The sequence below is a fragment of the Micromonospora sp. WMMD734 genome (genome assembly GCF_049178975.1).
Taxonomy (GTDB): domain Bacteria; phylum Actinomycetota; class Actinomycetes; order Mycobacteriales; family Micromonosporaceae; genus Micromonospora; species Micromonospora wenchangensis.
This window is the reverse complement of sequence record NZ_JBMHMK010000001.1, coordinates 3654284-3667239: the sequence shown is the minus strand read 5'-3', so window position 1 is coordinate 3667239 and position 12956 is coordinate 3654284. Positions and strand designations below refer to the sequence as shown.

The window sequence follows — 12956 nt, the reverse complement described above, 5'->3', positions numbered from 1 at the left end:
GTGGACATGGGAATCCACCGCCTCAACCACGCCGTGCTCTACGTCTCCGACCTGCGTCGCAGCATCGACTTCTACCGCGACGTGCTGGGCTTCCGCCCGGTGCCGATGACCCCGGACGGGTTCCGGGGCGCGGCCTTCCTCCAGGCCCCCGACTCGACCAACGACCACGACCTCGGCCTGTTCGAGATCGGCGCGAACGCCGGCCGCTCGCAGGCCGGCCGGGCCACCGTCGGCCTCTACCACCTGGCCTGGGAGCTGGACACCCTCGACGAGCTGGGTGCCACCGCGCAGCGGCTGGCCGCCGCCGACGCCCTGGTCGGCACCTCCGACCACGGCACGACCAAGAGCCTGTACGGCCGCGACCCCGACGGGCTGGAGTTCGAGATCGTCTGGATCGTCCCGGCCGCCCTGCTCGACGAGGACGCCCTCGCCGCCCGCAAGCGGATCGGCCGGCTCGACCTCGACCGCGAACGGGCCCGCTACGGCGGGCAGACCCGGGGCGGGGTGGGGATCTCCGTCCCGGCCTGAACCGCCGTACGGTAGAACGACAGGATGTCGATCGACGCCGTCCCGGGCGGACTCCTTGTCCGTCAGCTCGACCACTGGCTGCCGGGGGCCCTGCACCGCTCCCGGCGGGCCACCCTCGCGCTGGCGTACGCCGGTGACCCCGGCACCGCCGAGGCGGCCCTGCGGGTGGTGGCCGGCTTCGCCGACCGGTTGCGGGGTCGCCGGCTCACCGTGCTGGTGCTCGCCGACGGCGGTCCCGAACTGCCCGCCCGGCTCGGCGTCGTCGAGGCCGGCCTGCCCGGCGACGTGGCCGTGCACGTGGTGCCGGGCGACCCGGCCCGGCTGCCGGTGGTGCTCAAGGCGGCCGGGGCGGCCGGCGCGCCACTGCTCACCCTGGTCGACGGTGCGGCACCGGAGCCGGCGCTGCTGGCCGCCACGGCGACCGGCCGACCGGCCGAGGTGTTGCTGAGCACCACCACCACCGCCACCCTGCGACCGGCCCTGACCGCCGCCGGGTTCCCCCTGGTCACCGAGGTCGAGCTGGTCCCCGCCGACGGGGCACCGGCCCGCCTGGTCGCGTTCGGCACCGGGCTGGACAAGAGCCTGGAGGCGTTCAAGGAGGCACTCTGGGCCACCGGGGCCGACGTCGCCGCAGCCGGCATCCGCTACCGGGACCCGGCCGGTGACCTGCTCGACGTGGGGGCGGACCCGCCGACCGGTCCGCTGCGTGACGCGCTGCTGGCCGAGCTGACCCGCCACGGCCCGCGTACGGTGACCGAGCTGCGTCGGCACACGCTGACCGCGACCGCCTACCGGGCCGGGGACGCCGGGCACGCGCTCGCCGAACTGCTGGACGGTGGCGCGGTCACCCGGGACCCGGAACACGGGCGGCTCGGCGGGGACGTACTGATCAGCGCCGGCCCCGCCCCGGCCGCGCGGTCAACCGTTTGACCACGATGGACGCCCCGGTGGCGATGACGCCGATGCTGAACAGCATCTGCACGCAGACGACCGCCTTGGCAAGCTGCCCCTGGGGGTGCACGTCGCCGTAGCCGATCGTGGTGAGGGTGGCCAGGGCGAAGTAGAGCGCGTCCAGCCGGGTACGCAACCCGGAGAACTGCGCGGGCCCGCTCGCGGCTACCACGTAGTCGGCCACCGCGAACGCGAGCAGCCCGGCGACCAGGGCCACCACCAGCCGGCTCAACGACCGGACCTCGTCGTCACCGACCGGTTCGCCGACCCCGAGCTGGCGGCTCACCTGGCGGGTGACCAGGACGGTGACCACACCGATCAGCACCAGGGTGCCCGCCGCCCGCAGGGTCAGCCGCACGCCGTTCGGATCGGGCTCCAACGGGATCAGGAAGTAGCTGACCACCAGCAGGCAGCAGGCCGCCAGGGTGTGCCGTCGGATCCGCCGGTAACTCCCGTCGTCGCTGGCCATGCGGCGATTCTGCGCCGAGGCCGTCGCCGGGATCCGGCGAATGCCGAACCTGACCGGAGGCGGGCCCGATGCGCGGACGGCGAACGGGGCACCGGCGGACCGCCGGTGCCCCGTTCGCGGAAGGGCGTCACGCCCGGGACTTGTCCTGCTTCCAGGACAGCGGGCCCGGCAGGTCGACCCGGTGCGCCTTGGCCCGGGAGTTCCACGACCAACGACCGATCTTGATGCTCCACGACGAGAAACCGTTCTCGGTGAAGTTCAGGATGATCGGCCCGTACTTCTTGCGCTTACGGAACATCAGACCCATCGTGGCGCTCCCTTCGCGTTTTCTGTCCTCGCTGCCGTCTCGGCCCCATAAATGCCCGCATCCACGGAAACCGAAACCTGGTCAGGTCCAGGCTGGACGGATCGGCGTACCGACCGTCAGCGCGGCTCCCACGCGTCGGGCAGGGTGGTCAGTTTGCGGACGTGCGTCGGAAGCCGCCCGCTGACCACCTCGGCCAGGGTCACCTCGTCGAGCACCTGCCGGACGGCGGCACGCACGGCCACCCAGAGTCGGGGAAGGTTCTCCGCCGAGCCCTCGTACCTGGTCTCCTCGGGGCGCAGCCCGCGTACCCCGGCCAACGGGCCCTCGACGGCGCGCAGGATCGCCCCGACGGTGACCTCGCGCGGTGGCCGGGCCAGGGTGTAGCCGCCCTCGGCGCCGCGCTGCGCGCGGACCACACCGGCCCGACGCAGGTCGGCCAGGACCGCTTCGAGAAACTTGCGCGGCATGTCCTGCTCGTTGGCGATCGCTTGGGTGGAGAGCAGGGAGGGGTAGGCGGTGGCCAGGCTCAGGGCCGCTCGGACCGCATAGTCGCCGCGCGCGGAGATCTGCACCATGTCATCATGCCCGTCCGTCGGGTTCTGCGGGGTCAGCGGGTCGCCGTGGTCGGACGATACGCGTCGACGGGCGCTCCCGGGCGGCCCGGAACGCCCCCGGGCTCACCCCCACCTCGCGGGTGAAGAACCGGCCGAAGTTCGTCGGTTCGGGGAAGCCGAGCTGCCGACCGATCCGGGCCACCGGCTCGTCGGTGGCGGCGAGCAGCCGCCGGGCCTGGAGCGCGACCCGCTCGTCGACCACCTGCTTGGCGCTGCGGCCGGTCACCGCCAGACAGGCCCGGGTCAGGGTACGCACCGAGCAGCCCAGCCGGGCCGCATAGTCCTCCACCCGCCTGGTGTACGGGTAACCCGCCTCGACCTCCCGGCAGAACCGGCGGAACGTGGCCGTCTCGGTCCGCTGCGGGTCGGAGTCGTCGGGCGTCCCGCCGGAGTTCCGGGTGTCGGCCAGCAGGGCGAGCCGGATCAGCAGCACCGCGAGCTGGTGCCGGAGCAGGGTGTGCGCGGCCGGATCGTCGCGGTGCCGGCGGTGGTCCACCACCAGTTGGGAGACCACGTTGACGACGGCGTCCTCGTCCGGGCCGGTGAGCTGGTGGTGCTGCGGCACGGCGTTCGTCTCGACGTCCAGGCCGCGCAGCGCGTCGGCGCGCCAGCGGAGAACGACCGCGTCGAGCCGTGCGGTGCAGCGCAGCACCTGGCCCGGGGTGGCCCGCAGCAGGGTGCCGGGGCGGCAGGGCAGCGCCCGGAAGTCCAGCTCGACGAGGCCGTGCCCGTCGGTGACCAGGACGAGCAGATCGTGGTCGAGCAGGACCGGCCGGGGCGCGCCCGGGCCTGGGACGAGGTCGCCCAGATCGAGGATGTCGATCTCGGGGCGGGGCAGGTCGGGACGGGTTGCCGGGGTGAGCTGACCGGAAGGGACCATCGTCTTCGACCGTAACCGGGGACGGCTGAGGTCGCATCCCGGCGACGGGACTCTGTCGCGCCTGCGGCGGACGGACGCCTCGGTGGCTACCCCGGTGGGTTGTCCGGCTGCCGGGACCGGGCTACGTTACCGATCGGTAAGGACTGCGACGTGCGATGGGGTGCCCATGACGGATCTGTTCTCGGTCGACGGCAAGACGGTCCTGGTCACCGGCGGCTCGCGGGGGATCGGCCTGATGATCGCCCGGGGCTTCGTCCGGGCCGGTGCCACGGTGGTCGTCTCGTCGCGCAAGGCCGACGTGTGCGAGGCGGTGGCCAGGGAGCTGTCCGCCGAGGGGCGGTGCGAGGCGATCCCCGCCGACCTTGGCGACGACGCGGGTGCCGACGCTCTCGCCGCCGCCGTCCACGAGCGGTACGACCGGCTCGACGTGCTGGTCAACAACGCGGGGGCGACCTGGGGCGCACCGTTGGAGTCGTATCCGGGCAGTGCGTTCGACAAGCTCTGGGCGGTCAACGTGAAGGCGGTGTTCCGGCTCACCACCGCGCTGCTGCCGGCCCTGCGGGCGGCGGCCTCCGACGACGACCCGGCCCGCGTGATCAACATCGGCTCGATCGACGGGCTCCGGGTGCCGGCCATGGAGGTGTACGCCTACTCGGCCACCAAGGCCGCCGTGCACATGCTCACCCGTAATCTCGCCCACCAGCTCGCCGCCGAGCGGATCACGGTCAACGCGATCGCCCCCGGCCCGTTCGAGAGCAAGATGATGGCCTTCGCCCTGGACGACCCCGCGACCCGGGCGGCCATCACGCAGCAGGTGCCGCTCGGCCGGATCGGCCGCCCCGACGACATGGCGGGTGCGGCGATCTTCCTGGCGTCGCGGGCCGGGGCGTACCTGACCGGCGCGGTGATCCCGGTGGACGGGGGCATCACCACGCACGGCTGACCGGCGTACCCGGGCGGTGGACGGCCGGAGCCGCGCGGACTCGGCAGATCCGCGCGGCTCCGGGGCAGACTGGTCAGCGACCGGCGAGCAGCCGGGTCACCGCCGTGTCGACGTCCAGGTGCTCGGCCTCCCGGCCGCGCGGGACGACGACGTAGGTCCGGCGCAGGAAGCGCACCAGCACGCTGCGCGGGACCTCGAACAGGGCGTTGCCGTCGGGCGACGACAGGGCCAGCGCGACGAAGTCGCCGCGCGGGGTGGCCCAGGGCCAGACCCGCACGTCGCCGATGCCCGCCGGCTCGTCCAGGCCGGTGACCAGCAGTTCGCGGGCGAACGACCAGCTCACCGCCTCGCCGCCGGCCGATTCGGCGTGGAACAGGACATGGACCGCATACGGGTCAGCAGGGTCGTAACGCAGGCTGGCACGCACCGGCAAGGCGGTGGCGTCAGGCGCGACGAGCCTTAGCGACGTCTCGACCTCTACGGTCGTCGGTCGGATGACACTCATGGACGTTCTCCCCCCGGCACCGCTGCGGAACGCGCGTGTCCCGCTTTTCCCATACTCAGGCGCTACTGCTGGCTACGCTCCGCCATACGCTGACTTCACCCAGTGGTGGGAAGGGGGTCCGAATCGCCGCGAGAATGTGAGAATTCTTGTAGGATTTCCGGTTCTGCCCAGTCGGGAGCCCGTCCGAAGTCGGGTGGTTCAGTCGTCGACTTACTCCGGTAACGTCCAGTGGTCTGCGCAAGTGACGGGCCGGGACGACACTGGGGGGTGAAATGGCCGCGAAGCGTTCCTCAATGGATGCGGTGAGTAGGGCCGAGTCACCGAAAGTAGGGGCCCGGGCAGCCAAAAGGCGGGGTGACAGGGTGCCGATCAAGCCACCGGACCGAGACGGTCGGACGACCTCCGACGCCGGTCGTGCCGGCCGGGTCACCGGCGCACCCCGCAACTCCCGCGGCCGGGCCCGACCGGCCAACGGACGCGCCCGCGGTGGGGGAGGTCGATCCGGCCGGACCACCCTCGCCGCCCGTCCCACCGGCTGGCGCTGGCGGGTACGCACCACCCTCGACCTGATCCGGGCCAACCCCACCGGCCGCGTCGCCCTCAAGATATTCATCGCGGTCGCCGGGGCGCTCGTGGTTACCGTCGGCATCGCCCTGATCCCGTTGCCCGGCCCCGGCTGGCTGATCGTCATCGCCGGCCTCGCCATCTGGGCCGTCGAGTTCCACTGGGCCCGCCGGCTGCTCGGCTTCACCCGCCGCCACGTGCACGCCTGGACCCGGTGGGCCGCCACCCGCTCCCTGGCCGTGCGGTTCCTGCTCGGCTCCGTCGGCCTGGTCTTCGTCGCGGTGGTGCTCTGGCTCTCGCTCAAGTACAGCCTCGGCATCGACCTCGTCGCCCAACTGCTGCGTTACCTCGCCACGACCTGACCGGCACCCCGGGTTTTTGGCTCCGCCGCACGATCGGGTAGAGTCAACGGCGCTGAGGGCGATTAGCTCAGTGGGAGAGCGCTTCGTTCACACCGAAGAGGTCGCTGGTTCGATACCAGCATCGCCCACTCTCAGTTCCGCAGGTCAGAGGCCGCTTCCCGGGTTCGGGAGGTGGCCTTTCTGCTCCCGGGTGGGATTCCCGCGTTGCTCTACCGCCGGCCGTCGTGGTGGGCCGGCCGGGCGCAACGCGCAGCCCCACCGGGCTCGGATGCAGGCCGGGACCGCGCGGGCGGCACGGTTGCGCGGGATGTTCGGGCGGGACGGGGTGGGTGCGGCATGGTGGGTGCGCGTCCTTTCGATCTGATGACATCAGCGAATCAGGCACATCCCGTCCGGCGTGGTCGATTCGGCGGGCTGGGTGGATCGACCGCGCTTGCCGATTCGACGGGCTGGTCGGATCGGTGGGCTGGGTGGATCGACCGCGCTTGCCGATTCGACGGGCTGGTCGGATCGGCGGGTGTGGCCGGACCGGCGGGTGTGGGCATGCTCGATTCGGTAGGTGTGGCCGCCGCGCTCGGGCTCGGGCGGCCCTGACTGTGGGTGGGATCGCCCGGGTGTGGGCAGTTCCGCCGCCCAGTGCGGCTGGCAGTTGCGGAGGAAACCGCTGTCGGTGCGGTATCCGTGGGTGGCCGTCGTCAGTGATTCGTCAATGTCATCAGATCGAAAGGACGCGTAGGGGTATACCTGTCCGCCGCTCCGGGCCCGCCCGCCGCTGGTCGCAAACCCCGCGACTCTTGCGGGCCGGCAGCACTTTCCGATACACAAAGGGCGGTGCACCGAGCGCGTCCGGGACCTCACCGAAGGTCGTCCGCCGACATCGATGGAGGCGCAATCATGGCGTTGACCCCGGCGGCTGGTGGTGGCGACCCGTCGACGTCGCCGGTGCCGATTCAGGCACTGCGGCCGGCCAATGCCGAGGTCCAGTGGGACGGGTTCGATCCACAGACGTATGTCCGACACAACTACGGGGAACTGCGGGCCGATGATCGGGAATTCCTCCGCCGGACCAGGGACTTCTTCGCCGGAGCGAAGATTTCCGATGCGCGCTGCGTCGATGTGGGGTCGGGGGCGAATCTCTATCCGACGCTGTCGCTCCTGCCGTTCGCCCACACCGTCGATCTGTGTGAATGGTCGACATCGAATGTGTTTTGGCTGCGTCAGCAGGTCGACTCCTACGACCCGATGTGGGATCCGTACTGGCAGGTGTGTGCGGAGCACCCGGCGTACGCTGCGCTGACCGATCCGCGGCGGCGTCTGGCGCGGGTGGCCCGGGTGTCGCGGACCAGCGTGTTCAACCTGCCGACGCACGCCTGGGACGCCGGAACGATGTTCTTCGTGGCGTGTTCCATCTCGGCTCACCGGTCGGAGGCGGAACGGGCGATCGCCCGGTTCCTCGGTGCGCTGCGGCCCGGGTCGCCCTTTGCCCTGGCGGTCATGCTCGGCTCCGCCGGTTACCAGGTCGGTCGGCGGTCGTTTCCGGCCGTGTCACTGGCCCGCTCCGAGGTCGTGGCCGGTATCGCCGCGAGTGCGTACGACCTGGACGTGCACGAGGAACACGCCCGGCCCCCGTTGCGTGACGGCTACGTGAGTATGTTGCTGACCACGGGTCGTACCCGCGGATAGCGACGACACCGGCGTAAGTCGGTGCCTCGACGGTGGCTGCGGGCCTGGTCCACACCCGATCGTCGGCATGCCGACACCCCTGCGACAAAGCGCTTCGGACGGTGCTCGACCGGCCCGCTACCATGACGGTGCACGTCATTGTCGGCCACCGTGGATCTTCGCGCGTACGGCAGCAACAGCGGTGCAGAGTCGGTGACTACAACAACAGACGGCGGTGGATCATGCGGATACAGCCGCGCCAGGAGATCCTCGACATTTGGCGGGCCACGGTGCGCAGTTGTTGGGACAATGGTGAATGGCGCTGGGGCGGCCGGAGCGGTAGCAACTCGATCAGTGACGCGGAACAGTTGCTGACCCTGCTGCTCCCCGCCGCCAAGGTTTCCGAGCTGTCGCTCGACGACCCGAACCGGGTCGACGACGAGGTGATCGAGGCACTCGGATCGCTCGGCGACGCGATCAAGATTCCCCGTCAGCTGGTCGGCGTGATGGTCGACTATTTCCGCCGCTACACCGACGAGGCCGGCACGCCGATCTTCGCCGGTGGCAGCTACCTCACCCCGACGGAGGGTGGCCCGCCGCTCACCGAGGAGCAGCGCTCGCTGGACATCGTCGACTCGTTCGCGGTGTCCGTAACGCTCACGTTGGCGACGATCGGTTTCGTCAAGGTCTACCGCAAGGCCACCCAACGGCGTGATCTCCTCGCCCAGTTGGACGAGTTGGAGGCGATGGCCAACGTGCGGCTGACCGCGGCCATGGTCGGTCTGCTCCGCAGCTTCAGCACCTCCGTCTTCACCTCCTCCGAAGAGTACGGCGAGCGGCTGTGCAAGATGGTCAACCAGGACGACCTGCCGCGCCGGGCAGTCGTGGACGCGCTACGCGAACAGTTGCGGGACACGATGGCCAGCCTGCGCAGCGTGCTGCTCGGGTCGGGTCGGGTGACCGAGGATCTCGACAACAGCGAGATGCTCTTCGAGTGCGGCTGGTCGTGGGGCACCATCGCCGACGCCGAGGAGGTCCCGACCACCGAGCCGATCGGCCGGCAGCGCCCCGGGTCCGCGGAGAACGCCCCCTACCTCTACTTCACGGTCATCGCGATGGACGCCATCGATGACCTGAACTCCGAGCGCACCCGCCTGCTCGGCCTGCTCAACGAGGAACAGCAGCGACTGTCCCGGGCGCTGCAACTGCGGTGGGAGCTGACCCGGACCTACTGGGCGACGGTGGCGACCTTCGGCAACCGGCGACGCTGGCCCATCGAGGACATCCCGTGGCGGACGACCGACGGCGACCGCACCGACTACTACACCCTCCAGACGACCTCGCTCGCGGTGAAGGGCCTGCTCGCCGTGGGGCGCGGCGGCGACGAGGAACTCGGCCGGATCGCCTCGGTGCTGGTGGAGTTGGCGCAGCGGGCGCGGATCACCAGGCGCGCGTCACCCGGCGAGCCGGCGCTGCTGGTGCACGCGCCCGGCAAACAGGTGATCCTCAACGACCGTGACTCGAATGCGATCATGACGTGGAACGTCAACGAGTTCTCCACGGTGCTGCTCCAGCGGGCGATCACCGTCGCCGGCCTGCTGAACAACGCCCGGCGGCGCAGCGAACTGCTCGAACTGGCGGACGAGGTGTGGGACCACCTGCTGCTGCGGCGCATCCCGGACGGTCGGCACCGGGGGTTGTGGGACCATGCGGGCGGCGCGTTCCCGGAATTGGCGCCGATGCCCGAGGCACCCTCCTGGTACCTGACCGAGCGGGCGGTGCACGCAATGGTCAACGCCAGTCAGCTGCTCTCGGAGCGGCCGTTCCCCCGGGCCAGCGGGCTCGTGGCGTACGCCCAGGATCTCGTCGACGAGGCCGAGTACCTGTTCGACCGGGAGCTGATGCGCGGCACGTTCTCCGGTGTGGCGCTGCAACGCAGGATGCGCAGCATCCGGGCCAGCCTGCACCGGGCCCAACTGCTGGTGGACGAGCGTCCGGGCACGGCGGCGGCCCTGGCGAACACGGTGTTGCTGGAGATCAACGATGCCACCACCGGTCAGCAGAAGGGCAGCGAGGGGATCTGATGCTGGTCTTCGTCACGTCCCACAAGGGTGGTACCGGTCGGTCGGTGACCGCGGCGAACATCGCCTACCGCAGCGCCCTGTCCGGCCGGTCGACCTGCTACCTGGATTACGACTTCGGCTCGCCGACGGCGGGGATCACCTTCCAGATCCCGCAGGCCGTCAACGGCGTGGAGGGATCGGGCCCCAGCCGCGGCGGTCTGCACCGGTACCTACGCGGGGAGATCCCGTTGCCCGAGCGGTTGGACGTCTGGGGCACCTCCGAGCGGCCCAGCCTGCGCCAGCGGCCCGTCGGCTCGGGTTCCCTGGTGTTCCTGCCCGGTCAACGCAACGGCAGCGAGTTCAGCTTCACCAGTGACATCGCCAAGCGCTGCGCCGAACTCTTCCTCCGCCTGGAGGAGGAGTTCGACCTGACCCTGGTGGACCTCAGTGCCGGTCGTTCGTACGCCAGTCAGATCGCCCTGGCCGCGACCGCCACCCCCGCCCTGGGCAAGGTGACCGCCCGCTGGTTGGTCTTCCACCGGTGGACTCCGCAACACGTCACGGCGGCGGCGGACCTGGCCTTCGAGGCGGGCGGGATCCTGGCCATGGGCGAGAAGTGCGGCCACGACGCGGAGCGGCTGCGGGAGTCGCTGCGGTTCGTCCGCACCGCATTGATCGACTCCCGCGGGGACGAGGTGGTCCATCTCGACCTCGCCCAACAGGCGTTCCTGCGTAAGTGCGACGACGAGTTGTCGGAGCTGGCCCGACGTAAGGGGGTCGGCCGAACCACCAGGCTCGGCTCGGTGCCGCTGGACCCGCTGTTGCAGTGGCGGGAACAACTCATCTCGGACCACGACGTGCAGACCAAGATTGCGAATGTGAAGACGGTGGACGCCTTCGTGGACCTGGCCGCGAAGCTGTTCGACGAGACCGCGTGGGAAGCCGTGTGAACGACGTGGACGTCAGGTTCCGGGAGGCAGCTGCGGTGGGTCGTACGGAGAGTGTGGCGTACGCGCACCTGTCGGTGGAGTTGGGGCACTTCTACGCCGAGGACTTCGGCGCGGGATGTCAGGAACTGCGGGACAGGTTCGCCCGGATCGCCGAGTGGTCGGCGATGATCCCGGCGCTGGCGAACCGCGGGCTGACGGCGGGCCGCCAGCCCCGGATCAGCACCTGCTTCATGGTGGACGACTACTTCCACCGGTTCGGCACCCCGCGCGAGGTCATCGCGCAGGTGCAGGGCGCGGCGGCGGCGCAGGGGCTGGTGCTCGACTACGTCGCCAGGGAGTCCAGCTTCGCCCGCCACGACGGCGTCGAACTGGCCCGGATGGTCGTCGACAACCTGGTGGTGGAGCCGCCCCGGAACACCACAGGCAGCCGCCCTCCGTTGAGTGAGTCGGGCTGGCTGTCCAACGGCATGCGCTCACCCGGTCACGTCGACGCGCCGGCGATGACGCTGCCCCGGCCGTGGTCCCCGCCGGTGCAGTCAGGCGATCCCCGGCACTCCATCTTCGTCGACGTCGAGCTGTGGTCCGGCGAGTCGAACGCCCGGGTGTGGGCCTGCGCCCTGCTCGCCTCGGTCTGGCAGATGGCCAGGCTGGGCGTGTTGCGCCATCGGGGCGAGACGCTGGTGCAGCCGCACCTGCTCACCGGCGAGCTGCCCGACTCGTGGGACGCGCTACCGGCCGTCGTCCAGTTGAATCCGGCCGCCGCGCCGTTCTGCGCGTACCGCACGCTGACGCTGATGGATACCCAGTACCTGCCTGTGGAGTTGGCGGTGCGGACGATTCTCGGCCAGGTGGCGGTGCCTCCGGCGATCGCGCAGCAGATCATCAGTCGGGCGGGCGGCGAGGGCCTGCGACTGCCCGACGAGCTGGTCGACCGGTTGAGTTACGTGTTCATCGGCGGGTGAGCGGTCAGTGCCTGCTGCACGGCTGGCCGGTCGACATCCGGCCGGCCAGGTCACGTAGCAGGGTCAGGTTGGCCACGGTGATCTGGTCCCGGATCCAGTTGACCGACGAGTTCCACTGCCGGCTGAACCCCGGCACCTGTTCGAGTCGGTCCCAGACGGGTCGTAGCCGGGGGTTCACCCGGGCGCCGGGCAGCCACAGGTGCAGCAGGTGCTCCAGCACCGGCCGCAGCCGCTCGACGTGTTCCTGGCCGGAGGCCGAGCGGGCGACGGCGGCCTCGACGAGGGAGGAGAGCGTGGTCAGCAGCCAGTCGTGCAGCGCGAGGTCCTCGCAGAGGCCGGCCACGGCGTCCGGTACGTCCTGCGGATCCAGCACCAACTCGACCGTACGCAGCGTGGGGGAGTCCACGGTGACCACCGCCGAGACCTCCCGCTCCGGCCGCGGCGAGACCTGCGCGGCCCAGCGCAGCCGGGTACGCGCCGCGCGCAGCGGCGGACGCCGGTCCAGCAGGTCGGACATCTGCACACCGTCGAGCACCCGGCCGGTGATCGCCTCCAGGTTCAACACGTCCGCGTCGTCGCCGCGCAGGAATCCCGCGGTCAGATCCGCAGCGTCCAGTTTGCCCACCGTCTCCACGATGCCCGGGTTGGCCAGGTAGTGCGACCACGGCCGGCGTCGATCGCCGCCCGTAACCCGGATGACCGAGGACGCCTGCACGATCCGGCCGCCGGTGACGATCGCCCGGGTGACCACCGCACCGACCCCGCGTAACTGCCGGCGTCGGGCGCTGGGCAGCCAGCAGTCCACCCCGGTGCGGACGTCGGGCGAGACCGCGTAGAGCGACGGACGGCGGGAGGTCAGCACCGCCTCGCCCTCGACCAGGCGGAGCACCTCGGAACTCTGTTCCTGGGCCAGCGCGGTGCTGTGCTGCAGCAGGTTGGTGTGCACCTCACCGAGTGTGAGCATGACTTCCTCCGCATCACCGCATCCGTCCGCGCCGGCTCGCGGAATGCGTCCCGAAAGGAACTCTCGTGAAAACGAGACCGGCCCGCTCGGATCTGAATCCGTGCTGTCGACATCATAGGCCCGGCTTCCGCGGGAATCCCACGCGCAGCAACGCGCGTCGAGTGTCCGTCGAACATAAGCAGGTGACGACGGCTGGTACTTTCAAAGTAGCGGTCGCCAGTCTCCCTCCTGG

At 70.8% G+C, this 12956-nt stretch carries 14 protein-coding genes and 1 tRNA gene; 9 read left to right on the top strand and 6 right to left on the bottom strand.

Annotated elements, in window-relative coordinates:
- Positions 1 to 6: 6 nt before the first annotated feature.
- Together ACN267_RS15425 and ACN267_RS15420 are read left to right on the top strand one after the other, a co-directional pair.
- On the top strand, positions 7 to 528 hold the full coding sequence (locus ACN267_RS15425; RefSeq protein WP_421488985.1) for a VOC family protein: 522 nt from the start codon (positions 7 to 9) through the stop codon (positions 526 to 528).
- Positions 529 to 552: 24 nt separating this feature from the next.
- Positions 553 to 1458 (top strand): hypothetical protein, encoded by a 906-nt coding sequence (locus tag ACN267_RS15420; RefSeq protein ID WP_204957171.1) that lies wholly within the window; start codon positions 553 to 555, stop codon positions 1456 to 1458.
- Here the strand turns inward: ACN267_RS15420 and ACN267_RS15415 are convergent.
- From ACN267_RS15415 to ACN267_RS15400, 4 genes are all read right to left on the bottom strand, one after another.
- A complete protein-coding gene (locus ACN267_RS15415) occupies positions 1418 to 1948 on the bottom strand; it encodes a potassium channel family protein (protein WP_421488984.1) in 531 nt (176 codons plus the stop codon). The genes ACN267_RS15420 and ACN267_RS15415 overlap by 41 nt on opposite strands.
- A gap of 127 nt (positions 1949 to 2075) precedes the next feature.
- Positions 2076 to 2255: a DUF4236 domain-containing protein gene (locus ACN267_RS15410; RefSeq protein WP_007075522.1), complete on the bottom strand. Its 180-nt coding sequence runs from the start codon at positions 2253 to 2255 to the stop codon at positions 2076 to 2078.
- A 116-nt stretch (positions 2256 to 2371) separates the two neighbouring features.
- A complete protein-coding gene (locus ACN267_RS15405; protein WP_204957347.1) occupies positions 2372 to 2827 on the bottom strand; it encodes an RrF2 family transcriptional regulator in 456 nt (151 codons plus the stop codon).
- Between the two features lie 7 nt (positions 2828 to 2834).
- The gene (locus ACN267_RS15400) at positions 2835 to 3749 is read right to left on the bottom strand and encodes a helix-turn-helix transcriptional regulator (RefSeq protein ID WP_204957173.1); all 915 of its coding nucleotides are present in this window, start codon (positions 3747 to 3749) and stop codon (positions 2835 to 2837) included.
- Positions 3750 to 3915: 166 nt separating this feature from the next.
- Here ACN267_RS15400 and ACN267_RS15395 point away from each other — a divergent pair, with 166 nt between their 5' ends.
- Complete coding sequence (locus tag ACN267_RS15395) at positions 3916 to 4692, top strand: glucose 1-dehydrogenase (RefSeq protein WP_204957174.1); 777 nt, start codon at positions 3916 to 3918, stop codon at positions 4690 to 4692.
- A gap of 73 nt (positions 4693 to 4765) precedes the next feature.
- Here the strand turns inward: ACN267_RS15395 and ACN267_RS15390 are convergent, their stop codons facing one another.
- Positions 4766 to 5197, bottom strand: coding sequence for an SsgA family sporulation/cell division regulator (locus ACN267_RS15390; RefSeq protein WP_053653619.1), 432 nt, complete (start codon positions 5195 to 5197; stop codon positions 4766 to 4768).
- A gap of 293 nt (positions 5198 to 5490) precedes the next feature.
- Between ACN267_RS15390 and ACN267_RS15385 the strand changes: the two genes are divergently transcribed.
- The 6 genes from ACN267_RS15385 (at position 5491) to ACN267_RS15360 (ending at position 11760) form a co-directional block, all read left to right on the top strand.
- Positions 5491 to 6123, top strand: a complete 633-nt coding sequence (locus ACN267_RS15385) for a TIGR02611 family protein (protein WP_421488983.1) — start codon at positions 5491 to 5493, stop codon at positions 6121 to 6123.
- A 56-nt stretch (positions 6124 to 6179) separates the two neighbouring features.
- A tRNA-Val gene (locus tag ACN267_RS15380) sits at positions 6180 to 6251 on the top strand.
- A gap of 766 nt (positions 6252 to 7017) precedes the next feature.
- A complete protein-coding gene (locus ACN267_RS15375; protein WP_421488982.1) occupies positions 7018 to 7806 on the top strand; it encodes an SCO2525 family SAM-dependent methyltransferase in 789 nt (262 codons plus the stop codon).
- Between the two features lie 221 nt (positions 7807 to 8027).
- Positions 8028 to 9869, top strand: a complete 1842-nt coding sequence (locus ACN267_RS15370) for an SCO2524 family protein (RefSeq protein ID WP_421488981.1) — start codon at positions 8028 to 8030, stop codon at positions 9867 to 9869.
- 44 nt (positions 9870 to 9913) lie between these two features.
- Complete coding sequence (locus tag ACN267_RS15365) at positions 9914 to 10798, top strand: SCO2523 family variant P-loop protein (RefSeq protein WP_421488980.1); 885 nt, start codon at positions 9914 to 9916, stop codon at positions 10796 to 10798.
- A complete protein-coding gene (locus ACN267_RS15360) occupies positions 10783 to 11760 on the top strand; it encodes an SCO2522 family protein (protein ID WP_421488979.1) in 978 nt (325 codons plus the stop codon). The genes ACN267_RS15365 and ACN267_RS15360 overlap by 16 nt, the downstream gene beginning before the upstream one ends.
- A gap of 4 nt (positions 11761 to 11764) precedes the next feature.
- Here ACN267_RS15360 and ACN267_RS15355 read toward each other — a convergent pair whose 3' ends face one another.
- Positions 11765 to 12724, bottom strand: coding sequence for an SCO2521 family protein (locus tag ACN267_RS15355; RefSeq protein ID WP_204957180.1), 960 nt, complete (start codon positions 12722 to 12724; stop codon positions 11765 to 11767).
- Positions 12725 to 12956: the final 232 nt, after the last annotated feature.